The following is a 20,521-nucleotide window of genomic DNA, read 5'->3' on the forward strand; positions in this document are numbered from 1 at the left end:
GGCCGAGGCCGCTCATGGCTCTCCACACCCTTGCGTGTTCCGTCAGCGATCGCTAACGTTAGCCATTACCGACATATACCGGCACAAGGAGTCCTCATGGGAGCACCAGTCGCATTCTTCGAGATCACCTCGCATGACCCCACCCGTCTCACCGCGTTCTATCGCGATCTGTTCGGCTGGACCATCGACGACAGTTCCGGCCCGGAATACTCGCTCGTCGACACCGGCGCAGGTGACGGCGCCGTCTCCGGCGGCATCGGCGCCGTGTCCGAACCCGGCGGGACCAGCGGGGTGAGTGTCTACATGCGCGTCGACGATCTGCAGGCGTCCCTCGACCGGGCCGAGACGCTCGGTGGCAAGGCACTCGTGCCGCCCACGGACCTCCCGGATGGGTACGGCAGATTCGCGATGTTCGCCGACCCCGACGGCAACTCGATCGGACTCTGGGCGTGACCGACAAGTCCCCAGGCGTCGACGAGGCCCTGCGCGCGATGGCGGAGCCCCGCCGCCGCGCCATCCTCGAACTCGTCTCCGGCGAGGAGCTGTCCGCGGGCGACATCGCCGCCCGGTTCGACGTCAGCCGCACCGCGATCTCTCAGCACATCACGGTGTTGAAAGACGCCGGGTTGCTGGCCGAACGCCGCGAGGGGACCCGACGCATCTACCGCGCCCGACCCGAGGGCATCGACCGACTACGCGACCTGCTCGACGACATGTGGGCGTCATCTCTCGACGTCGCGCGGCAACTGGTCGAGGCCGAACGCGGACTGACCGACGCCGACGAGGTGAACCGTGCCGGGTGAACGGGAGGTCGACGGCGCCGGAAGTCGCGACGGCGGTGCCGTTCTCCCGCTCCGACGGCCTCCGATACGTCAATCCACCACCGTCCGTAGCGATCTCGACCACGTCTTCACCACCTTTGTCCGGACCATCGGGGTCTGGTGGCCGCTGCAGCCGATGTCGATCGGCGGGGACCGTGCACGGACGGTGACCATCGACGAGTTCACCGGCGGCCGGGTCTATGAGACCTGGGACGACGGCACGACCGCCGAATGGGGTCGATTGGCGGTGTGGGAACCCCCGAGTCGGTTCGTCATGTCGTGGCTGAACACTCCCGAGCCGACCGAGGTCGAGCTGGCCTTCACCTCGCTGGGTCCGGCACTGACGCGGGTGTCCGTGGAACACCGCGGCTGGGAACATCTGAGCGAGGAACAGCTTCGCGAAGACTGCGCCGCGCCAGGCGGTTACAGCTCCGGCGCGTATTCCGGCGGCTGGGCCGCCGCCCTGGCGGCCTGCGTCGACGTCATCGAATCGACCCACCCCTGAAGAGAGAGCGTCAGAACATGACCCACTTCGTGTATAAACTCGTCCCGCCGCGTCCCACCTTCGGTCCCGGCGACATGTCCGACGACGAGGCCGCCATCATGGGCCGCCACGGCGCGTATTGGTCGGGGCTCCTCGCCGACGGCACCGCGGTGATCTTCGGTCCCGTCGTCGACCCGACCGGGAACTGGGGCCTGGGCGTGGTGCGCGCCGACTCCGAGGACGATGTCCGGGCCATCAGCGCCGCCGACCCGGCCGTCACCTCGGGCCTCGCCCGCGTCGAGATCCTCCCCATGCCCGTCGGTATCGGACGCGACTGAACGGACCGGACAGCGACGAAGCCCGTCCCGACATCGGTCGGAACGGGCTTCGTTCGGTGGAGCCAAGGGGACTCGAACCCCTGACCCCCACACTGCCAATACAGCCACAAAAGGATTGCGGATATTTCGATTAGTCGGCAAACTTGTCAGATGAGCCCGACTACCGCACCGCGCAGAACAGGAACGTTCTTCCCCCCGACTGACGCCCCCGACCTCGACGCCCTCAGGGATTTGTCGCGGTTCCTCGATCACCACCACGAGCCCGCCGCGCTCGTCGGGCCCGACGGTGAAGAAGTGCCTCTCCCGCTCGAGGTCTATCGGACGCTGACACAGATCGTGGATGCGATGCGCGCGCACCGCGCGGTCGTTGTCGCTCCGGTCGACCAGAAACTCTCGACGCAGGAGTCTGCCGACTACCTCGGCATCAGCCGCCCTACTCTCATCAAACTGCTGGAGAGCGGCAGAATCCCCTTCGAGACCGTAGAAGGCAGCCGTCACCGGCGCGTGAAGTTGGGCGATCTACTCGAGTATCAGTCACAGCGCGCAATCGAGCGGCGCGGGGCGCTGCAAGCTCTCGTCGATGACGCCGAAGACAGCGGTCTGTACGACGTGCCTGCCGAGGACTATCGGGAAGCCATGCGCACATCTCGCCGCGAGATTGCCGAGGAGCGCAAGCGGTAGTGGCGGGGTTTCGTGTGATGCTCGACGCGTGTGTTCTGGTGCCGATCGACAAGGCCGATCTGCTGCTCACCTTCGCCGAGCACCGGGCGTTCTACCCTCTGTGGAGCAACCGCATCATGGACGAGACGGTGCGCGGTATCAATCGGGCGACAAAGGGACGAGTCTCAGAGGCGACCGCACGCTTGCGGGTCGATGCAATGAACGATGCCTTCGAGGACGCGTGCGTCGAAGGCTGGGAACCACTTGAAGAGGCAATCTCAGGAATGCCCGATCCTGACGACCGACACGTTGTCGCAGCCGCCGTGAGAGGCCACGCGGCCGCGATCGTCACCGACCACACCCAGCATTTTCCCAATGCAGTTGTGGAGCCGCTGGGGCTGCACATACGCAGCTCCGACCAATTCCTGCTGGACCTACTCCACCGCAATCCGGCGCGTGCGGTGGCATCTGTAGCCCAAACCGCCGACAAGCGTCGTCGCCCACCGGTGACCACCGAACAGTTTCTCGATGCTCTCGCAGCTTCTGGCACAACCGATTTCGTCAGGGATATCGCACCCTACTTCGAATCCGGTAGCTAGAACACGTCGCCGCCTCCGTAGAGCGCGCAGCCGTTCGTCCCTACGCAACTCGGTTCGACAGACTCTATCCCACCAACGACGAAGCCCGTTCCGACATCGGTCGGAACGGGCTTCGTTCGGTGGAGCTAAGGGGACTCGAACCCCTGACCCCCACACTGCCAGTGTGGTGCGCTACCAGCTGCGCCATAGCCCCGTATTTTGTTGTTCCGCCCTGTTCAAGGGCACTGGCGAAGTTACACCATCTCGGCGATACCAGCCAAATCGCCAGGACGCCGACCCGGTTGGTGTCGAGTCGGCGTCCGCGACTCAGGAGTTGCCGCCACCCAGGATGCTGTCGAGCCAACCGGTGCCCTCGAGGACGCCGTTGACGGGCTCGCCGTCGTGCAGCACGGTCGGGGTGCCGACCTGGCCGCCGGTCGCCTTCGACAGTTCGTCGGTCGACTTCTGCGCGTTCTCCTCGGCCTGGGCGACCTTCGCGTTGTCGGTGATGCACGTGGCGGTGGCCGGCGTCGCGCCCTGCTCGGTGGCGACACGCGCGAGCTCGGGGCTGGTGATGTTGCCGGTGCCGTCCTCGGGCGGCTGGGCGGCGAACAGCGCGCTGTGGAATCGCAGGAACAGATCGGTGTTCTGCTCGTCGGCCACGCAGGTCAGCGCACCGGCAGCGCGCGAGCTGTAGTCACCGGTCGCCGACCGCGAGTTCAAGAAGTGCAGCGTGTGGTAGCGCACGCGGAGTTTGCCCTCGGTCACGGCCTTGGTGATGGCCGGTCCGGACTGCTGCTCGAACACCTTGCACACCGGACACATCGGGTCTTCGAAGACGTCGATGAGCGGAGCGGTCTCGGGACCGACGATCATCGTCGAACTCGACGCCAGCGCGGCTTGATCGGTGTCACCCTGATCGCGTCCGCTCCACCAGATCCCGCCGATCACGAGGCCCGCGATCACCAGGACCGCGATGCCGCCGAGCACGTAGGTCATCGTGTTCGACGGCGCGCTCGGCTGATACTTCGAGTTGGTGGTGCGGGGCACCGATGCTCCCGGCTTGCGCTTCTTGCTCACATTCCGACAATAACGGCGCCGCGCTGAAAATTGTCTGAGGGAACGTCCAGCCGGAACGGGGCGGTGACCACCACCGCCGGCCCGCTACTCGCTCACGCCCCCAGCGCCGCGTCGACGACCTGCTGCGCCTCGCTCTGCACCTGCGCGAGATGGTCTGCGCCCTTGAAGGATTCGGCGTAGATCTTGTACACGTCCTCGGTCCCCGAGGGGCGAGCCGCGAACCAGGCGTTCTCCGTCGTGACCTTGAGGCCGCCGATCGGTGCGCCGTTGCCCGGTGCGGTCGTCATGATCGCCGAGATGGGTTCGCCCGCCAGTTCCGTGGCCGTCACCTGCTCCGGTGACAACTTCGACAGCACCGCCTTCTGCTCCCGGCTGGCCGGCGCGTCGATCCGCGCGTACGCCGTTGTCCCGTACTCCTCGGCGAGTTCGGCGTAGCGCTGCGACGGCGACTTGCCCGTCACCGCGAGGATCTCCGACGCCAGCAGCGCCATTATGATGCCGTCCTTGTCGGTCGACCACGGGCTGCCGTCGAAGGTCAGGAACGACGCCCCGGCGCTCTCCTCGCCACCGAAGGCGACGCGACCGTTCAGCAGGCCGTCGACGAACCACTTGAAACCGACGGGAACCTCGAGCAGCGGTCGTCCGATCCCGGCGACCACCCGGTCGATCAGCGACGACGACACGAGCGTCTTGCCGACGGCCGCCGACTGCGACCACTGCGGCCGGTGCGTGAACAGGTAGTCGATCGCGACGGCCAGGTAGTGGTTGGGGTTCATCAGACCGGCGTCGGGCGTGACGATGCCGTGCCGGTCCGAGTCGGCGTCGTTGCCGGTCGCGATGTCGTAGGAATCACGGGAGGAGATGAGCGAGGCCATCGCGTTGGCAGACGAACAGTCCATCCGGATCTTGCCGTCGGTGTCGAGCGTCATGAACGAGAACGTCGGGTCCACCGTCGGATTCACGACCGTCAGGTGCTCGAGGTTGTATCGGAGGCCCAGCAGCGCCCAGTAGCCGACGGACGCGCCGCCGAGCGGGTCGGCGCCGATGTGGATGCCGGCGTCGCGGATCGCCCGCATGTCGACCACATCGCCGAGTCCGTCGATGTAGTTGAGGAGGAACGAGTAGTCGTGCACGAACTCGCTGCCGCGCGCACGCTCGAACGGGATGCGCGCGACACCGTCGAGCTTCTGCTCGAGCAGTTCGTTCGCCCGCGCCGCCACGACCGAGGTGATCGAGGTGTCCGCGGGACCGCCGGTCGGCGGGTTGTACTTGAACCCGCCGTCCCGCGGCGGATTGTGTGACGGCGTCACGACGATGCCGTCGGACAGCACCCCCGGGTTGTCCTGGTTGAACATGAGGATGGCGCGGCTGACCGCCGGCGTGGGTGTGAACGAGTCGCTCTCGGCGGTGTAGACGGTGATCTCGTTGGCCGCGAGCACCTCGAGAGCGGTGCGCCAGGCGGGGACCGAGAGAGCGTGGGTGTCGAACCCGATGAACAGCGGACCGGAGATCCCGGCCGAGCGGCGGTAGTCGACGATCGCCTGCGTCGTCGCGAGGATGTGGGCCTCGTTGAACGCGTTGTCGAAACTCGATCCGCGATGCCCCGACGTCCCGAACACGACCTGCTGCAACGGGTCCGACGGGTCGGGTGTGTTGTCGTAATAGGCACGCACCAGGGCGTCCACGTCGACGAGGTCTTCGGGCAGGGCCAAGGTACCAGCGCGAGGATGTGCCATGACCGCGATTGTGCCACTCCACACGCCGTTCGCCCGGTCGACGAACCGATCCGTCCGGACCCGGATACCGAATCGCTACGGTGGGACGATCGTCGACGTCGCATCGAAGGGGCCTGCACACATGCTGATCGCCGGATTGTCGGGACTGCTGTCCCCCGGACGCCGATCCCCAGGCCTGCTCGTGCTCGTCCTGCCGGGCGGCACGGACAACAGCCACAAACCGTTCAGTCCCTGGCAGCCGTCCGCCCTGCGCATGTACCCGTTCACCTGGTCGCTGCGACTGCGATTCGGCCGGTCGGTGCGCGTCCACCAGGTCGGCTACCGCGTGTACGGCTGGAACGGCGACGACAACTCGCCTCTGCTCCCCGCCCGTGCGGCACTCGACGAGATCTGCCGACGGCACCCGGGCGTGCCGGTGGTCGCGATCGGACACTCGATGGGCGGACGCGTGGCCGCCCATCTCGCCGCCGACCGCCGGGTCATCGGCGTCCTCGGCCTGGCGCCGTGGTGGCAGTTCGCCGACTGGCGACACATCCAGCCCGGCGCGCGGGTCGTCGCGGTGCACGGCGACGCCGACACCCGCACGCTCGCAAAGCGGACCCGCAAGGGCATCGACGAGCTCTCGGCGCTGGGCGTCGACGCCGAGTTCATCCCGGTCCCCGGCGGCGGTCACGCCATGCTCGATCACATCGGGCTCTGGCAGCGCAGCGCGCTCGACTTCGTCGGCGAGCGCCTGTCCGCGCTGCGCGGCGCCTGACCTCAGCGCGTCGGCCGGCCGGCCAACTCCTCGACGAACTCCGGATAGAACTCGACGTATTTCTCCCCGACGAACACGTAGAGCGGATCGTCGCCGGTCTGCCCGTAGGCCTGCTTGCGGAGTTCGGTGCGCATGTTCTTGAACGTCGAGGTGTGTTCCAGCGCCTCGACGAGCCGGACGAACAGCGGCACGGCGTACGCGGGCAGACCGTCGCGAACGTGTCGGGCGAGACCGTCGGCGTCGAAGGTCTCGCCGTCGCGCAGGCTCACCGCCGCCATGCCGGCCTTGCCGTCGACCCCCGGAACGGGCACACCGAACACGACCGCCTCCTCGACGGCGGGGTGCGCGTCGAGCACCGCCTCGACCTCGGTGGTGGCCACGTTCTCGCCCTTCCAGCGGAAGGTGTCACCGATGCGGTCGACGAAGCCAATGTGCGAGAAGCCCTGATCGCGGACGACGTCGCCGCTGTTGAACCACTTGTCGCCCTTGCGCTTCGCGTCGCGGACGATCTTTCGTTCGGTCGCGGCCGGGTCGGTGTAACCGTCGAACGGCACCCGTGAATTGATCTGCGCGAGAAGCAATCCGGTACCACCCTTCCCGACCGGCCGCACCCGCCCGTCGGGACCGCGCAGCGGCTCGCCGGTCTCCTCATCGTATTCGACGATCGTGTACGGCAACGGCGAGAACCCGGCCGTCTTGGACAAGCCGAAGACGTTGATGAAACCGATGTTCGCCTCGCTCGCCGCATACAACTCGACGACGCGGTCGATACCGAACCGCTCGGTGAAGGCATCCCAGATGTCCGGGCGCAGACCGTTGCCGACGGCCAGCCGGAGGCGGTGCGCGCGATCGGTCGGCTTCGGCGGCTGCGCGAGGAGATAGCGGCACAGCTCACCGATGTAGGCGAACGCGGTGGCGTTGTTCTCGATGATCTCGTCGATGAACTTCGACGCCGAGAACTGCTTGCCGATGGCCAGACAGGCGCCCGATGCGAGGACCGACGAGACCGAGATCGTGAGAGCGTTGTTGTGGTAGAAGGGCAACGCCGTGTACATGACGTCGTCGCCGCGCAGACGGATTCCCAGCCCGCCGATGCCGTTCATCGCCACCAGCCAGCGGTAATGACTCATCTTGCTGGCCTTCGGGTAACCCGTTGTGCCCGAGGTGAAGATGTAGATCGCGGTCGACCCGACCTCGATCGAGTCGGTGACCGGCCGGTCGAGCGGTGAGCAGCGCGCGGTCAGTGTGGCGAGTTCGGCGAAGGTGAACTCCTTCTCCGGTCGGCATCCGGTCGGCACCGATTCCAGCGCCTCCAGCAGATCGGACTGATAGAGAACCACTTTCGGCTCGATGAGTCCGAGACTGTGTTCCAGCACCGCGCCGCGCTGATTGAAGTTGAGCATTCCGCAGATCGCCCCGATCTTGACGATCGCGAACATCGCGATGACGACATCGGGGTGATTACGCGAGAGCACCGCGACCACGTCACCGCGCCCGACACCCTCGCGAGTGAGGAGATCCGCGAGCCGGTTGGCCCGAGCATTGGCCTCGCGGTACGTGATCGACGCACCCTCGAACCGGAGGAAGTCCCGGTCGGGGTACTTCTGCGCACTCTGCTGGAACCGCTTGCCGATGGACATCTTCGTGGTCGGCGGTGTGGGCAGCATCGCCGGTAGGGTCCGCAGAATCGTGCCGGCGTCACGACGCAACGACGCGACTCCCGACACCATGTCCGCCAACCGGATGTCCGGCAGCAGTCCCGCGCCCGACGCCTGATCAACCATGTTCTTCCCGCCCCTTCGGTGTGTTCGACGACACACACCCTAGCGACAGCTCGTCCCCATTGACACATTGGGGGCTATTTGTTTCAAAAGTTCAGATGCGTCGAGGCAGCAGGCGAGACCGCGCCGCGATCCGCCGGCCAGCCGGGGTCGACCCTTGGCGCACGCCGGGTGACCGGCCACACTGTCTGGATGACCGACACCTCGCCGAGACCGACGAGCGACCGTCCCGCCGGCCCGCTCGACGGCGTCACCGTCCTCGAACTGGGCACGCTCATCGCCGGACCACACGCGGCACGGCTGTTGGGTGACATGGGCGCGGACGTCATCAAGATCGAACCGCCCGGCAAGCCCGATCCGATCCGCACCTGGGGACAGGCGGAGGTCGACGGTCACCGCTTCTATTGGACGGTGCACGGCCGCAACAAGAAGGCGGTGACCCTCGATCTGCGGGCGGACCGAGGGCGCGAGCTGTTCCTCGATCTCGTCGAACGGGCCGACATCATCGTCGAGAATTTCCGTCCCGGGACGCTCGAGCGGCTCGGCATCGGCCCGGATGTACTGTCCGCTCGCAACCCGGGCATCGTCGTGGTGCGGGTCTCGGGCTACGGCCAGACCGGCCCGGATTCGACACGAGCCGGGTACGCCTCCGTCGCCGAGGCCGCCAGCGGTCTGCGGTATCTCAACGGCTACCCCGGACAGCTCCCGCCCCGGCTGGCGCTGTCACTCGGCGACACCCTGGCCGGTATGTTCGCCGCGCAGGGCGCCCTCGCGGCACTGTACCGGCGTTCGGTGACCGGCGAGGGGCAGGTCGTCGACACCTCCCTCATCGAATCGTGTGTCGCCGTGCAGGAATCGGCCATCGCGGACTACGACGCAGGTGGCGTCGTCCGCGGCCCGTCGGGCACTCGGCTCGACGGCATCGCACCGTCGAACCTCTACCCGACCAGCGCGGGCACTCACGTCATCATCGCCGCCAACCAGGATTCGGTGTTCGCCCGGCTGTGCGCGGCGATGGGACAACCCGAGCTCGCGACCGACGACCGCTTCGTCGATCACGCCGCGCGCGGACGCAACCAGGACGAGCTCGACGATTTGATCGGCGAATGGTCGCGGCAGTACACACCGGAGAAGCTGACCGAAGTACTCGGTGCCGCGGGAGTCGTTGTCGGACCGGTGAACTCCGTCGCCGAGGTGGTCGCCGACCCGCATCTACAGGCACGGGGGATGATCGCCGAACACTACGACGAACGCGCGCAGCGCACCGTCCTCGGTCCCGGCGTCGTGCCACAGTTCAGCGACACCCCTGGTGGCATCCGCAACGCCGGTCCCCCCGCCCCCGGTTGCGACAACGAGGCCGTCTACGGCGGATTGCTGGGGTTGTCCGCCCGCGAGATCGAGGATCTGCGGGCGTCGGGAGTCGTGTGAGTTCGCAGCCCGGTTACGACGAGCTCGCCGATCTGTACGCCGAGACCTTCCCGTCCCCGTTCACTAACATCCTGCAGCGCCACGCCTTCGGGGCGTTCGTCGAGCACGTCCGCGACAGCGGTGTCGCAGGAACGGTGCTCGACGTCGGTTGCGGGCCGGGGCTCCTGACCGCCGAGTTGGTCGCACTCGGGTTCGACGCGGTCGGCGTCGACCCGAGTACGGCGATGCTGCGGATCGCGAGGTCGAAGCACCCCGGCGTCCGGTTCGTCTCCGGCGACGCCCGCATCGACGCTCCGGAGCTCGCCGACGTCACCGTCGCGGCCGTACTGGCCCGCTTCAGCCTGATCCACGTGCCACCCGACTCCGTGCCCGAGATCGTGGGCGGCTGGGCGGAGCGGATGGCCGCGGGCAGCACCGTCCTGGTCGCCGGTCAGACGACCCCCGACGACGAGATCGTCGAGTTCGACCATCGGGTGGCACCCGCGTGGCGTTGGCACCCGGATCGGATGGCGGCGGCCCTGGCCGATGCCGGTTTCGACGAGGAGTGGCGCACCGTCAAACGTGCCGATGACGCCCATCGCTTCGCCGAGTTCCATCTCCTCGCGATACGCCGATGACGCTGTTCCAGGGCACGTACCCCCCGAACTAGAAAGTTCGGCGAACCGAAACTATAGTGTCGGCATGCCCAAGCTCGTGCGTCGCCGGTTCGTCACCGTCGGGGCACTGCTTGCTGCCGTGTGCACGATCCTCGCGGGATGCACGCTGTCGAGTCGGCTGCCCGATGAGAAGGTCGTGCTCACCACGTTCACCGTGCTCGCCGACATCGCCTCGGAGGTCGCCGGCGACCGTCTGCAGGTGGAGTCGATCACCAAGCCGGGTGCCGAGATCCACGGCTACGAGCCGACTCCCGGCGACATCCGTCGGGCCGCGACCGCGTCGCTCGTCCTCGACAACGGTCTCAATCTCGAAGCCTGGTTCGCCCAGTTCGTCGACGGCCTCGACGTCCGGCACGTCGTTGTCAGTGAGGGTGTCGAACCGATCGACATCGCGTCGGATGCCTATGCGGGCAAGCCGAATCCGCATGCGTGGATGAGTCCGGTGAATGTGCAGATCTATGTCGACAACATGGTGCGCGCGTTCACCGAGCTCGACCCCGACGGCGCCGCCACCTTCGAATCGAACGCGACCGCGTACAAGCGGCAGCTCCAGCAGGTACAGACCGATCTCACCTCCGCACTCGCCGGACTACCCGCCAACGAGCGGGCCCTCGTCACCTGCGAGGGCGCGTTCTCGTATCTCGCCCGCGACGCCGGACTCGTCGAGCGCTACATCTGGCCGGTCAACGCCGAACAGCAGGCGACGCCGCAACAGGTCGCCGAGACGATCGACTTCGTCCGGGCGAACCGTGTCCCCGGCGTGTTCTGCGAGTCCACGGTCTCCGACGCCCCGATGCGACAGGTCGTGAACGCGACCGACGCCCGGTTCGGCGGCACCCTGTACGTCGACTCGCTCTCCGAGGCCGACGGCCCCGTACCCACCTACCTCGACCTCATCCGCCACGACGTCGCGACCATCGTGTCGGGCCTGACCGGGAGCAACACGTGAACGTCTCAGCGACAAGCGGTTCCGCCATCGAGGTGACGGACGTGACCGTGCGGTACGGCGACATCCTCGCCCTCGACCACGCGTCGGTACGAGTACCTGCCGGCCAGGTGTGCGGCCTCGTCGGCATGAACGGATCGGGCAAGTCGACACTGTTCAAGACGATCGTGGGGTCGGTGACCCCGACGACCGGCACGGTCCGGCTCGGCGGCCGGACCCCCACCGCGGCGCGTCGAGCCGGCGCGCTCGGTTACGTGCCGCAGTCCGAGGACATCGACTGGAGCTTCCCGGTGTCGGTCCGTGACGTCGTGATGACGGGTCGCTACGGCCATCTCGGGTTCACGCGCCGCCCCAAGCGGGCCGACCACGACGCCGTCGACGAAGCCCTCGCACGCGTCGAGCTCACCGACTTCGCCGACCGCCAGATCGGCCAGTTGTCCGGCGGACAGCGCAAGCGGGCCTTCGTGGCCCGCGGCATCGCACAGGAAGCCGAGATCCTGCTGCTCGACGAACCGTTCGCCGGCGTCGACAAACGCACCGAGGGGACCATCACCGCACTGCTACGCGAACTCGCCGATGCCGGGACGACGATCCTGGTGTCCACGCACGATCTCCAGGTCCTGCCCGAGCTGGCCGACGAGGCGATCCTGCTGATGCGCCGCGTGATCGCGCAGGGCGCGCCGGCCGAGGTGATCACCACCGACAACCTCGTCCGCGCGTTCGGGCTCGATCCACTCGCCCGGCCGACGTCCGAACGCGAAGAGTCCGAGCGTCTCGAGTCCGGGCGCCTCGGGTCTGACCGCCACGAGGAGGCCTCGTGAACATCGTCGACATCCTTCTCGACCCGTTCGCCTACGCGTTCATGACGCGTGCCCTGTGGGCGACGCTGATCGCCTCGGTCGTGTGTGCGCTGTTGTCGTGCTGGCTCGTGCTGATCGGCTGGTCGCTGATGGGTGACGCGGTCTCGCACGCGGTGCTGCCGGGCGTGGTCCTCGCCTACATCGTCGGCGTGCCGTTCGCCATCGGTGCGGTGATCTTCGGCTTCCTGGCCGTGGCATTGATCGGCGCAGTCCGCGACGGCGGCCGGGTCAAGGAGGACGCCGCCATCGGCATCGTCTTCACCACCCTCTTCGCCTTCGGCCTGGTGCTGATCTCGGTGACGCCGAGCCAGACCGACCTGAACCACATCATCTTCGGCAATCTTTTAGGCGTCTCGACGTCGGATCTCGTGCAGATCGCGATCCTGGGTGCGATCGTGGCGACCTTGCTGCTGCTCAAGAGGCGCGATTTCACCCTCTACGCCTTCGACCGCACGCACGCCTTCGCGATCGGACTCAGCCCGAAACTGCTCGGCGCGGCCCTTCTCGCGCTGCTCGCCCTTACTGCGGTGACCGCGTTGCAGGTGGTCGGCATCGTGCTCGTGGTCGCGATGCTCATCATCCCCGGCGCGACGGCCCGACTGCTCACCGATCGCTTCGGCCGGATGCTCGTCATCGCGCCCGCGATCTCGGCGATCTGCGGGGTCATCGGCCTCTACGTCTCCTACTACCAGGACACCTCCCCCGGCGGGATGGTCGTCCTCGTCCAGGGCATCGCGTTCTTCGGTGTCTACCTGTTCAGCCCGACCCACGGCGTCGTCACCAAACGACGCAAGCATCGCGAGAGCGCGACGCTCGATGCGTTGAGTACCGGTTAGCGAACCGGCCGGCGCGAAACGAAAGGCGCCCCACCGAGTCCGGTGGGGCGCCTTCTCGTGGAGCTGCCGGGAATTGAACCCGGGTCCTCCGTCGTGTTGTTAGGGCTTCTCCGTGTGCAGTCCGCTATGTCTCTACTCGGATCTCTCGGTCACGCGAACAAGCCGAGATGACGATCCCAGTCGCTGTTTGATGTTCCGACCTCACCCGCGACCGGCGAGGACGGTGAGCTCCCATGGATGATGCCGGCAACCGGGTCTGGGAGCATAACCCGGGCCGACAGACTAGCCGGCGCTACTCAGGCAGCGAGGGCGTAGTCGCGCTGATTGGAATCGGCGCTTAATTGGTTGCTGCGACGCTCACGGTGGTCTCCAGCCTGCACCGACACGCTTCCCCTATCTCGACGCACGAAGTCGAAACCGATCAGCCCCGAGTAGGTTGCCGCCGACGGATGTCAGCGAGCACTTCAGTCTAACAACTCGTCACTCAGAGTTCATTCCCATTACCGGTCGGCTACCGTTCGCCGCGATCACCAGCGCATTCACAGCTGACCGACAGCGTCGACCAAGACACCGCCGGGATCGTGGAGACCTCGTGAGCCGAGGACGGACTCGGCCGACCGACGAGAGCGAGACCGACATGACGCCCCCGACCCCTGGCGGACACGACCCCGACAGCACCTCCCCGGCCCCGCCGGCACCCACGACATCTGACGACGCCGCGACCACGCCGATCAGCCCGGCGCCGACCCCGGGAGCGAACTCCCATGAGTCCATCGGCGCGGGCGACTCACCCGATTCACGCGGCCCGGTCGGCGAACCGCGCCCGGTAACCCCGAAGACCGCGCCGGCCCGGTCGGCCCTGATCGCCGGTGCAGCCGGGCTGGCCATCGTCGCGGGCGCACTCGGCTTCGGCGCCGGCTACATCACCGGGGACAACACGACGCCCGAGCGGCCGTCGCCGGCCGCCGTCTGGCAGCAGGGCGGCAACGGGCCCGGAATGGGTGGCGGTCCCCAGATGGGTGGACCACAGATGGGTGGACCGCAGATGGGTGGGCCCGGGATGGGCGGCCTGCCGGGCCGACAGAACCAGGACGGTGAGAGCGGCTCCGAGTCCGACGACCAGAACGGACCGAACACGTCGCCGGGAACGCCGACTGAGCAACAGGGTCAGGCCGACACCGGCGCGTGAGTCAGCCCATGCCCTTCACGCGGCGGCCGACCTCACGTTCGACCTCACGCTGGGCGGTCCGCTTGGCGATGTCCTGGCGCTTGTCGTGCGCCTGCTTGCCGCGGGCCAGCGCGAGCTCGACCTTCACCTTGCCGTCGTTGAAGTACATCGACAGCGGCACCAGCGTGAGGTTGCCGTCGCGGATCTTGCCGACGAGGTTGTCGATCTCGCGTCGGTGCATCAGCAGTTTGCGCTTGCGGCGGACCGAGTGGTTGGTCCAGGAGCCGTTGCCGTACTCGGCGATGTGCAGGGCATGAAGCCACACCTCGCCGTCGTCGATCGTCGCGAACGCGTCGACCAGCGAGGCCTTGCCCGCCCGCAGGCTTTTCACCTCGGTGCCGACCAGGACGACGCCGGCCTCGTAGACGTCGAGGATGGCGTAGTTGTGCCGCGCCTTGCGGTTGGACGCGATCACATTGCGTCCTTTTTCCTTCGGCATGCACTCACCTCCTCGTAGTGTGGTCGATCGCCCTGTTGGTGACCGACCGGTTGCTGATCGCCGACAATCCGAACCGCCCCGACGGACCGATCATTCCCGGACATAGACACGAAGCGTGACATACGCGGTCGCACCCGCCAACACAATTCCGCCGAGCACCAGCCACGGTGCGACGAACAGTACGTCGGTCAGCTCGATCCGGGCGAAGAAGCTGACCCCGTACAGCTCGCGTAACGCGTTGTCGAAGAAGAACTTCTTGGCCAGCAGCAGACCGCCGATGGCCAGCATCGAGCCGACGAAGGCCGACACCACCGCCTCGAGCAGGAACGGCAACTGGGTGTACCAGCGGGTCGCGCCGACGAGGCGCATGATCGACACCTCGGTCCGTCTGGTGAACGCCGCGACCTGAACCGTGTTGATGATCAACAGGATGGCGGCGATCGCCAGGACCGAAGCGATGGCGAAGGTCGCGTTGCGGACGCCGTCGAGGACACTGAAGATCCGCTGCACGAGCTTGCGGTCGTCCTTGAAGGCGTCCACCCCCAGGTCTTTCCGCGTCGCGTACTTGGTGAGCACCGCATCGAACTGGCCGGGATCGGACACCCGCACACGCAGCGAGGCCGGCAACGTGCCCTCGACGATGTTCTCGGCGAGATCGGGGTTGTTCGCGAAGATCTCCTTCGCGCGTTTGAAGGCCTCGTCCTTGTCGAGGTAGGTCACCGAGGTGACGCCGGGTTCGTTCTCGAGCCCGCGGCGAAGTTGGGCGCACGGGTCGGACTCGCACTGCGGATCACGCTCGGTCACCTCGGGATTGAGATAGAACTCCATCTCCACCCGGTCGAGGAAGATCTGCTGACTCTTGTCCGCCATCTGGATCACCAGGAGCCCACCGCCGAACATTCCCAGCGTGATCGCGGTGGTGATGATCATCGCGATGGTCATGGTCGCGTTGCGGCGGAGTCCGTGGAGAACCTCGCTGATGATGAAATTCGCTCGCATGTCTGCTCAGACAGTCCTTGGGTCTCGGGGAAGTGTGTCGGGTCGGGCTGCGCGTCAGCCGATTCCGTACACGCCCTGCGGGTCGTTGCGGACGAGTTGGCCGCTGTCGAACTCGAGAACCCGTCGTCGCATCGCGTCGACGATGTGGCGGTCGTGGGTGGCCATCACCACCGTGGTGCCGCGGCGGTTGACCCGGTCGAGGACGTCGACGATCTCCTCGCTGGTCTCGGGATCGAGGTTGCCGGTGGGCTCGTCGGCCAGGAGCACCAGCGGACGGTTCACGATGGCGCGGGCGATGGCCACGCGCTGCATCTCGCCGCCGGACAACTCGTTCGGCATGCGATCGTGCTTGCCTTCCAGGCCGACGTACTCGAGCACCTCCGGCACCACCCGCTGGATGGTGGAGCGAGGCCGACCGATCACCTCGAGCGCGAACGCGACGTTCTCGGCCACCGTCTTCTTCTGGAGCAGACGGAAGTCCTGGAACACACACCCGATCGACTGCCGCAGCTTCGGCACGCTGCGCGCCTTCAGTCTGTTGACGTGGAACTCCCCGAGGTACACCTCGCCGCTCGTCGGGCGGTCCTCCTTGAGGAGCAGACGGAAGAACGTCGACTTACCTGATCCCGACGGACCGATCAGGAACGCGAACTCCCCCTTGTCGACCTCGAAGCTCAGATCTCGCAGAGCGGGTCGACTGGACGCCTTGTACTGCATCGTGACGTTCTCCAGCTTGATCACGATGTGCCAGTGTAACGACGACTCCTGAGAGTGCGTTCAGGCACGACGCCCCAGCTCAGCCACCCGCCTGACCAGCGAATTCCCCGCCGGTTCAGCGTGTCGGGACCGTGGTGGTCGGCGTCTGTCCGCCGAAATTCGGGAGCGGGATGTTGGGCAGACCCGGGATGGTCTCGCGGCTCGTACCGGGCGCGGGCGCCGGGGCCCCGTCCGTCGACGAGCCGTCCGTACCCTCGACGCCACTGGTCGAGTCGGTCGTCGACGGTTCCGTCGAGGTGGTGGTCGTGGATGACGACGTCGACGGTGGCGGCTCGTACGTCGGTTCGACCGTCTGCGATGTCGTCGGCGCGGGCCGTGCCGGTGAGTACACCACACCGTAGCGCTGCGAGGTGTATCCGTACAGCACGCAACAGGCGAGGAAGACCGTAACCAAGATCGCGGTGCTGGTCCGCATCCGGGTGCGGGCGATGTGCCGCCAGTCGTGCCCTCGCTTGCCGTCGGACTCGTCCGGCGACTGCTGCGGCGGTGGGGCCTCGGGGGGGATGCCCTGCGTCGGGATGATCTGTGTCGGGGCGTCGTCGGCGGGGATGTCTCTACCAGGCCCACCCTCGCCGGGCTGCTCGTCGTGGGGCAGGCTCTCGTCAGGCCTGTCCCCAGCCGGCTCGTTCCGGCGCGGGGAATTCGGTGTCTCAGCCATCAGTCTCCCCCGTCCCGATTGCCCTGATCGGCGTGTGTCGCCGGCGGCCCACCCGCGGACCGGACCTCGCGGGCGGGCACATTGATACCTTCACGCGCCAGCGCTCGGATGATGTGGACACGCAGCGCGCGCCCGACCTCGAACTGCTTGCCCGGAAGCGTACGAGTGACCATGCGCACCGTGATGGCGTCGAGCTCGAGGCTGATGACACCGAGGGACGACGGTGCGTCGAGAAGCAGGTCGTGCCACCGGGGCAGGGCGTAGAACTCCCGGCCCACCCGGTCGAGCGTGTCGTTGACGAGCCCGATGTCGGCTTCGGACGGGACCGGGACGTCGACGACCGCGCGCGCCCAGTCCTTCGAAAGGTTGGTGGCCTTGACGATCTGGCCGTTGGGGACGGTGATGACCTCGCCCTCGGCGGTGCGCAGTTTGGTCACCCGCAGCGTCACGTCCTCGACTGTGCCCTCGGCAGGCGCGTTGCCCGTCACCGTCAGGTTGACGACGTCGCCGTAGCCGTACTGCTTCTCCGCAACGACGAAGAAGCCGGCGAGGATGTCCTGCACGATGCGCTGCGCACCGAAGCCGAGGGCGGCACCGATCACCGCGGTGGGGCCGGTCAACCCGCTCAACGGGATTCCGAACACCGACAGCGTGTGGATGATCACGATGATCGCGATCACCACGATCAGCGTCCACGCCACCACGTCGACCAGAGCGCGACGGTGTTTGGCGTCCTCGGTCTGGACGATGAGGTCGCTGGTGGAGAACCGCGAGTCCACACGGGAGGCGTACTTGTCGGCGCCCCACCGGATCAATCGGGCGAGCAGCACCGCGCCCAGGATCCAGATGAGGATCTCCAAGCCGTTGGTGGCCATCCACACATATACCCGACCGATCAAGACCTCGGTCGGGCTCGGCGGCGCGGCGAGCAGCAGGACTCCGGGATCGCGCATCACGCTTCGGCGGTCGCCATCCGCCAGCGGATCCCGGCCTCGATGAACTTGTCCAGCTCCCCGTCGAGCACCGACGTCGGATTGTTGTCCTCGACGCCGGTCCGCAGGTCCTTCACCATCTGATACGGGTGCAGCACGTAGGAGCGCATCTGGTTGCCCCAGCTCGAACCGCCGTCACCCTTCAGTGCGTCGAGTTCGGCGCGCTCCTCCTGGCGCTTGCGGTCGAGCAGCTTGGCCTGCAGCACGCGCATCGCTGACGCCTTGTTCTGCAGCTGGCTCTTCTCGTTCTGACAGGTCACGACGATGCCGGTGGGGATGTGGGTCAGCCGGACCGCGGAGTCGGTCGTGTTGACCGACTGCCCGCCGGGGCCCGACGAGCGGTACACGTCCACCTTGATGTCGTTCTCGTCGACGTCGATGTGGTCGGTGGTCTCCACCACGGGCAGCACCTCGACCTCGGCGAACGATGTCTGACGGCGGCTCTGGTTGTCGAACGGGCTGATACGCACGAGCCGGTGGGTGCCCTGCTCGACCGACAGCGTGCCGTACATGTACGGGGCCTTCACCGCGAACGTCGCGCTCTTGAGGCCCGCTTCTTCGGCGTAGGAGGTGTCGTAGACCTCGACGCCATAGCCCTTCTGCTCGGCCCACCGGATGTACATGCGCATCAGCATCTGCGCCCAGTCCGCCGCGTCGACGCCGCCCGCGCCGGAACGGATGTTCACGACGGCGTCGCGCGAGTCGTACTCGCCGGCGAGCATCGTCTTGACCTCCATCGCCTCGATGTCGGTCCGCAGGCTCTCACGTTCGGCATCGGCGTCGGCCAGCGCAGCCGTCTTGTCGTCACCCTCTTCAGCCTCGGCGAGTTCGTAGAGAACGGGGAGATCCTCGAGGCGCTGGCGCAACTCGGAGACCCTGCGGAACTCCGACTGCGCGTGCGAGAGCTCGCTGGTCACCTTCTGGGCGTGGTCCTGGTCGTTCCAGAGGTCCGGGTCCGACGCCTGCATCTCGAGCTCGTCGATGCGACGACGCAGCTCCTCGAGATCGAGCACCTTCTCCACGGTGGTCAAGGTGGCGTCGAGGGAGTCGAGGTCTGCGGTCACGTCGGGATGCACGGTTATCCAGAGTACCGACAGTCGGGCGCGTCAGCGCCCGGCGGATCTACAGAGGGCCGGGACCGGCTTCGGGCATCACCCCGAACCGCCACGACGTCGCGGCCTTCTGCGGTTTGTAGAGGACCGGCAGATCGTCGCCGACCTGGGGCCAGGGGTCGCCCGCGCCCAGCACGAGCGTCCCGTACACCTCGGTCGGACTGGTCTCGGGACCGACGATCGTCCCGGAGATGGTGCAGAACCGGTTTCCGTCCTTGTCGGCCGCGCTCTTGGTCGGCTCGTCGTCGCGGTCGGAGACCCCGACGACCGTGAACGTGCCCTGTACGAACTGGGAGGCCTTGGCCGCCGACATCGGCTGCGGATTGCGGCCGCGCTGCCACTGCACCACCAGCACCACCACGAGAGCCGCGATCAACAGGGTGAACGTCACGGTCAGCACCATGACAGCTACCCTACCGGGCATGTCCGTCCCTCCCGGTCCGACGACGTTCAGCGACGACCTCGAGCTCGCACTCTCCCTCGCCGACTCCGCCGACGCACTCACCATGGACCGCTTCGGCGCCGTGGACCTGAAGGTGGACGACAAGCCGGACCTCACACCGGTGTCCGATGCCGACCTGGCGTGCGAAACCCTGATCCGCGAACGCCTTTCGGCCCGTCGCCCCGCCGACACCGTGCTCGGCGAGGAGTTCGGCGGCGACGCCGTGCTCTCCGGGCGGCAGTGGGTCGTCGATCCCATCGACGGGACCAAGAACTTCGTCCGCGGCGTCCCGGTATGGGCCACGCTGATCGCGCTCCTCATCGACGGCGTGCCCACGGTCGGGGTTGTCTCGGCACCGGCACTTCGCCGACGCTGGTGGGCGGCAACAGGTCTCGGTGCGCACGTGCGTTTCGACGACGAGGATGTCCGACGCCTGTCGGTGTCGGGAGTGGCCGACCTCGGGTCGGCCAGCCTCGCGTTCTCGAGCCTGTCCGGCTGGGCCGATCGCGGCATCCGCGAGAAATTCATCGACCTCACCGACCGGGTGTGGCGCGTGCGCGGCTACGGCGACTTCTTCAACTACTGCCTCGTCGCCGAGGGTGCGGTCGACGTGACCGCCGAACCCGAGGTCTCGCTGTGGGACCTGGCGCCGCTCGACATCCTGGTCCGCGAGGCGGGCGGACGCTTCACCGCCCTCGACGGCACGCCCGGACCCGCCGGCGGCAGTGCGATCGCCAGCAACGGACTGCTGCACGACGAGGTGCTGGGGGCGCTGCGCGTCGACCCTTCGTGACGCTCGCGAGCTCGCTCCTCAGGGACCGGAGGGAGCACGCTCGCAAGCTCGCTCCTCAGGGACCGGAGGGAGCCCGCTCGCAGGCCCCCCTCGCTGGTTGAGCCGGTGAGGAGCGCAGCG

At 67.2% G+C, this 20,521-nt stretch carries 24 protein-coding genes, 1 tRNA gene and 1 other RNA gene; 14 read left to right on the forward strand and 12 right to left on the reverse strand.

Features of this window, described 5'->3' with window-relative positions; translation table 11 throughout:
• The first annotated feature begins 96 nt into the window (after nucleotides 1–96).
• The 6 genes from B1818_RS19430 (at nucleotide 97) to B1818_RS19455 (ending at nucleotide 2,902) form a co-directional block, all read left to right on the forward strand.
• A complete protein-coding gene (locus B1818_RS19430) occupies nucleotides 97–453 on the forward strand; it encodes a VOC family protein (protein WP_065631726.1) in 357 nt (118 codons plus the stop codon).
• On the forward strand, nucleotides 450–803 hold the full coding sequence (locus tag B1818_RS19435; protein ID WP_078113706.1) for a helix-turn-helix transcriptional regulator: 354 nt from the start codon (nucleotides 450–452) through the stop codon (nucleotides 801–803). The genes B1818_RS19430 and B1818_RS19435 overlap by 4 nt, the downstream gene beginning before the upstream one ends.
• On the forward strand, nucleotides 793–1,326 hold the full coding sequence (locus tag B1818_RS19440; RefSeq protein ID WP_078113707.1) for a hypothetical protein: 534 nt from the start codon (nucleotides 793–795) through the stop codon (nucleotides 1,324–1,326). The genes B1818_RS19435 and B1818_RS19440 overlap by 11 nt, the downstream gene beginning before the upstream one ends.
• Before the next feature lie 17 nt (nucleotides 1,327–1,343).
• Complete coding sequence (locus B1818_RS19445; protein ID WP_068971835.1) at nucleotides 1,344–1,643, forward strand: YciI family protein; 300 nt, start codon at nucleotides 1,344–1,346, stop codon at nucleotides 1,641–1,643.
• Between the two features lie 150 nt (nucleotides 1,644–1,793).
• On the forward strand, nucleotides 1,794–2,324 hold the full coding sequence (locus B1818_RS19450) for an excisionase family DNA-binding protein (RefSeq protein ID WP_078113708.1): 531 nt from the start codon (nucleotides 1,794–1,796) through the stop codon (nucleotides 2,322–2,324).
• The gene (locus B1818_RS19455) at nucleotides 2,324–2,902 is read left to right on the forward strand and encodes a PIN domain-containing protein (protein WP_078113709.1); all 579 of its coding nucleotides are present in this window, start codon (nucleotides 2,324–2,326) and stop codon (nucleotides 2,900–2,902) included. The genes B1818_RS19450 and B1818_RS19455 overlap by 1 nt, the downstream gene beginning before the upstream one ends.
• Nucleotides 2,903–3,022: 120 nt before the next feature.
• Here the strand turns inward: B1818_RS19455 and B1818_RS19460 are convergent.
• The 3 genes from B1818_RS19460 to pgm all read right to left on the reverse strand — a co-directional run bounded on the left by B1818_RS19460 (nucleotide 3,023) and on the right by pgm (nucleotide 5,697).
• Nucleotides 3,023–3,095, reverse strand: a tRNA-Ala gene (locus B1818_RS19460).
• Nucleotides 3,096–3,208: 113 nt separating this feature from the next.
• Nucleotides 3,209–3,961 (reverse strand): DsbA family protein, encoded by a 753-nt coding sequence (locus tag B1818_RS19465; protein WP_078113710.1) that lies wholly within the window; start codon nucleotides 3,959–3,961, stop codon nucleotides 3,209–3,211.
• Between the two features lie 92 nt (nucleotides 3,962–4,053).
• Nucleotides 4,054–5,697 carry a phosphoglucomutase (alpha-D-glucose-1,6-bisphosphate-dependent) gene (gene pgm / locus B1818_RS19470; RefSeq protein WP_078113711.1) on the reverse strand — a complete coding sequence of 548 codons (1,644 nt, stop codon included), beginning with the start codon at nucleotides 5,695–5,697 and terminating at the stop codon, nucleotides 4,054–4,056.
• 121 nt (nucleotides 5,698–5,818) lie between these two features.
• Between pgm and B1818_RS19475 the strand changes: the two genes are divergently transcribed.
• Nucleotides 5,819–6,454 carry an alpha/beta hydrolase gene (locus tag B1818_RS19475; protein ID WP_078113724.1) on the forward strand — a complete coding sequence of 212 codons (636 nt, stop codon included), beginning with the start codon at nucleotides 5,819–5,821 and terminating at the stop codon, nucleotides 6,452–6,454.
• Nucleotides 6,455–6,456: 2 nt separating this feature from the next.
• Here the strand turns inward: B1818_RS19475 and B1818_RS19480 are convergent, their stop codons facing one another.
• A complete protein-coding gene (locus B1818_RS19480) occupies nucleotides 6,457–8,238 on the reverse strand; it encodes a long-chain-acyl-CoA synthetase (protein ID WP_078113712.1) in 1,782 nt (593 codons plus the stop codon).
• 189 nt (nucleotides 8,239–8,427) lie between these two features.
• On the opposite strand from B1818_RS19480, the gene B1818_RS24010 reads away from it, so the two are divergent.
• From B1818_RS24010 to B1818_RS19500, 5 genes are all read left to right on the forward strand, one after another.
• Entirely contained in the window at nucleotides 8,428–9,663 is a 1,236-nt protein-coding gene (locus B1818_RS24010) for a CaiB/BaiF CoA-transferase family protein (protein WP_139363057.1), read from the forward strand.
• Nucleotides 9,660–10,280: a trans-aconitate 2-methyltransferase gene (locus B1818_RS19485; protein ID WP_058253660.1), complete on the forward strand. Its 621-nt coding sequence runs from the start codon at nucleotides 9,660–9,662 to the stop codon at nucleotides 10,278–10,280. The genes B1818_RS24010 and B1818_RS19485 overlap by 4 nt, the downstream gene beginning before the upstream one ends.
• A gap of 64 nt (nucleotides 10,281–10,344) precedes the next feature.
• Entirely contained in the window at nucleotides 10,345–11,268 is a 924-nt protein-coding gene (locus B1818_RS19490) for a metal ABC transporter substrate-binding protein (RefSeq protein ID WP_065631558.1), read from the forward strand.
• On the forward strand, nucleotides 11,265–12,086 hold the full coding sequence (locus B1818_RS19495; protein ID WP_078113714.1) for a metal ABC transporter ATP-binding protein: 822 nt from the start codon (nucleotides 11,265–11,267) through the stop codon (nucleotides 12,084–12,086). The genes B1818_RS19490 and B1818_RS19495 overlap by 4 nt, the downstream gene beginning before the upstream one ends.
• Nucleotides 12,083–12,961, forward strand: coding sequence for a metal ABC transporter permease (locus tag B1818_RS19500; RefSeq protein ID WP_058253663.1), 879 nt, complete (start codon nucleotides 12,083–12,085; stop codon nucleotides 12,959–12,961). The genes B1818_RS19495 and B1818_RS19500 overlap by 4 nt, the downstream gene beginning before the upstream one ends.
• Before the next feature lie 55 nt (nucleotides 12,962–13,016).
• Here B1818_RS19500 and ssrA read toward each other — a convergent pair.
• Nucleotides 13,017–13,390, reverse strand: a transfer-messenger RNA (tmRNA) gene (gene ssrA / locus B1818_RS19505).
• A gap of 208 nt (nucleotides 13,391–13,598) precedes the next feature.
• Here ssrA and B1818_RS19510 point away from each other — a divergent pair.
• Nucleotides 13,599–14,150: a hypothetical protein gene (locus B1818_RS19510; protein WP_139114259.1), complete on the forward strand. Its 552-nt coding sequence runs from the start codon at nucleotides 13,599–13,601 to the stop codon at nucleotides 14,148–14,150.
• Nucleotide 14,151: 1 nt separating this feature from the next.
• Here B1818_RS19510 and smpB read toward each other — a convergent pair whose 3' ends face one another.
• The 7 genes from smpB to B1818_RS19545 form a co-directional block, all read right to left on the reverse strand.
• Nucleotides 14,152–14,628: an SsrA-binding protein SmpB gene (smpB, locus tag B1818_RS19515; protein WP_058253665.1), complete on the reverse strand. Its 477-nt coding sequence runs from the start codon at nucleotides 14,626–14,628 to the stop codon at nucleotides 14,152–14,154.
• Between the two features lie 90 nt (nucleotides 14,629–14,718).
• Nucleotides 14,719–15,627: a permease-like cell division protein FtsX gene (ftsX, locus tag B1818_RS19520; RefSeq protein WP_058253666.1), complete on the reverse strand. Its 909-nt coding sequence runs from the start codon at nucleotides 15,625–15,627 to the stop codon at nucleotides 14,719–14,721.
• Nucleotides 15,628–15,681: 54 nt separating this feature from the next.
• Complete coding sequence (gene ftsE / locus B1818_RS19525) at nucleotides 15,682–16,368, reverse strand: cell division ATP-binding protein FtsE (protein WP_058253667.1); 687 nt, start codon at nucleotides 16,366–16,368, stop codon at nucleotides 15,682–15,684.
• A gap of 91 nt (nucleotides 16,369–16,459) precedes the next feature.
• The gene (locus B1818_RS19530) at nucleotides 16,460–17,062 is read right to left on the reverse strand and encodes a hypothetical protein (protein WP_078113715.1); all 603 of its coding nucleotides are present in this window, start codon (nucleotides 17,060–17,062) and stop codon (nucleotides 16,460–16,462) included.
• Complete coding sequence (locus tag B1818_RS19535; protein ID WP_058253685.1) at nucleotides 17,062–18,015, reverse strand: mechanosensitive ion channel family protein; 954 nt, start codon at nucleotides 18,013–18,015, stop codon at nucleotides 17,062–17,064. Before B1818_RS19535 ends, B1818_RS19530 begins: the two co-directional genes overlap by 1 nt.
• The gene (prfB, locus tag B1818_RS19540; RefSeq protein ID WP_058253669.1) at nucleotides 18,015–19,130 is read right to left on the reverse strand and encodes a peptide chain release factor 2; all 1,116 of its coding nucleotides are present in this window, start codon (nucleotides 19,128–19,130) and stop codon (nucleotides 18,015–18,017) included. The genes B1818_RS19535 and prfB overlap by 1 nt, the downstream gene beginning before the upstream one ends.
• Before the next feature lie 46 nt (nucleotides 19,131–19,176).
• Nucleotides 19,177–19,569 carry a hypothetical protein gene (locus tag B1818_RS19545; protein WP_058253670.1) on the reverse strand — a complete coding sequence of 131 codons (393 nt, stop codon included), beginning with the start codon at nucleotides 19,567–19,569 and terminating at the stop codon, nucleotides 19,177–19,179.
• A gap of 19 nt (nucleotides 19,570–19,588) precedes the next feature.
• Between B1818_RS19545 and hisN the strand changes: the two genes are divergently transcribed.
• Nucleotides 19,589–20,401, forward strand: a complete 813-nt coding sequence (hisN, locus tag B1818_RS19550) for a histidinol-phosphatase (protein ID WP_058253671.1) — start codon at nucleotides 19,589–19,591, stop codon at nucleotides 20,399–20,401.
• The last annotated feature ends 120 nt before the right edge of the window (nucleotides 20,402–20,521 follow it).

It is taken from the genome of Gordonia sp. IITR100, assembly GCF_002009645.1.
Classification (GTDB): domain Bacteria; phylum Actinomycetota; class Actinomycetes; order Mycobacteriales; family Mycobacteriaceae; genus Gordonia; species Gordonia hongkongensis.

Excerpts from the sequence above, each read along its gene's own strand:
- B1818_RS19430 (WP_065631726.1), top strand. The coding sequence starts at position 97 with ATGGGAGCACCAGTCGCATTCTTCGAGATCACCTCGCATGACCCCACC.
- B1818_RS19445 (WP_068971835.1), top strand. The coding sequence starts at position 1,344 with ATGACCCACTTCGTGTATAAACTCGTCCCGCCGCGTCCCACCTTCGGT.
- B1818_RS19450 (WP_078113708.1), top strand. The coding sequence starts at position 1,794 with ATGAGCCCGACTACCGCACCGCGCAGAACAGGAACGTTCTTCCCCCCG.
- pgm (WP_078113711.1), bottom strand. The coding sequence starts at position 5,697 with ATGGCACATCCTCGCGCTGGTACCTTGGCCCTGCCCGAAGACCTCGTC.
- B1818_RS19475 (WP_078113724.1), top strand. The coding sequence starts at position 5,819 with ATGCTGATCGCCGGATTGTCGGGACTGCTGTCCCCCGGACGCCGATCC.
- B1818_RS19480 (WP_078113712.1), bottom strand. The coding sequence starts at position 8,238 with ATGGTTGATCAGGCGTCGGGCGCGGGACTGCTGCCGGACATCCGGTTG.
- B1818_RS24010 (WP_139363057.1), top strand. The coding sequence starts at position 8,428 with ATGACCGACACCTCGCCGAGACCGACGAGCGACCGTCCCGCCGGCCCG.
- B1818_RS19490 (WP_065631558.1), top strand. The coding sequence starts at position 10,345 with ATGCCCAAGCTCGTGCGTCGCCGGTTCGTCACCGTCGGGGCACTGCTT.
- B1818_RS19510 (WP_139114259.1), top strand. The coding sequence starts at position 13,599 with ATGACGCCCCCGACCCCTGGCGGACACGACCCCGACAGCACCTCCCCG.
- smpB (WP_058253665.1), bottom strand. The coding sequence starts at position 14,628 with ATGCCGAAGGAAAAAGGACGCAATGTGATCGCGTCCAACCGCAAGGCG.
- ftsX (WP_058253666.1), bottom strand. The coding sequence starts at position 15,627 with ATGCGAGCGAATTTCATCATCAGCGAGGTTCTCCACGGACTCCGCCGC.
- B1818_RS19530 (WP_078113715.1), bottom strand. The coding sequence starts at position 17,062 with ATGGCTGAGACACCGAATTCCCCGCGCCGGAACGAGCCGGCTGGGGAC.
- B1818_RS19535 (WP_058253685.1), bottom strand. The coding sequence starts at position 18,015 with ATGCGCGATCCCGGAGTCCTGCTGCTCGCCGCGCCGCCGAGCCCGACC.
- B1818_RS19545 (WP_058253670.1), bottom strand. The coding sequence starts at position 19,569 with ATGGTGCTGACCGTGACGTTCACCCTGTTGATCGCGGCTCTCGTGGTG.
- hisN (WP_058253671.1), top strand. The coding sequence starts at position 19,589 with ATGTCCGTCCCTCCCGGTCCGACGACGTTCAGCGACGACCTCGAGCTC.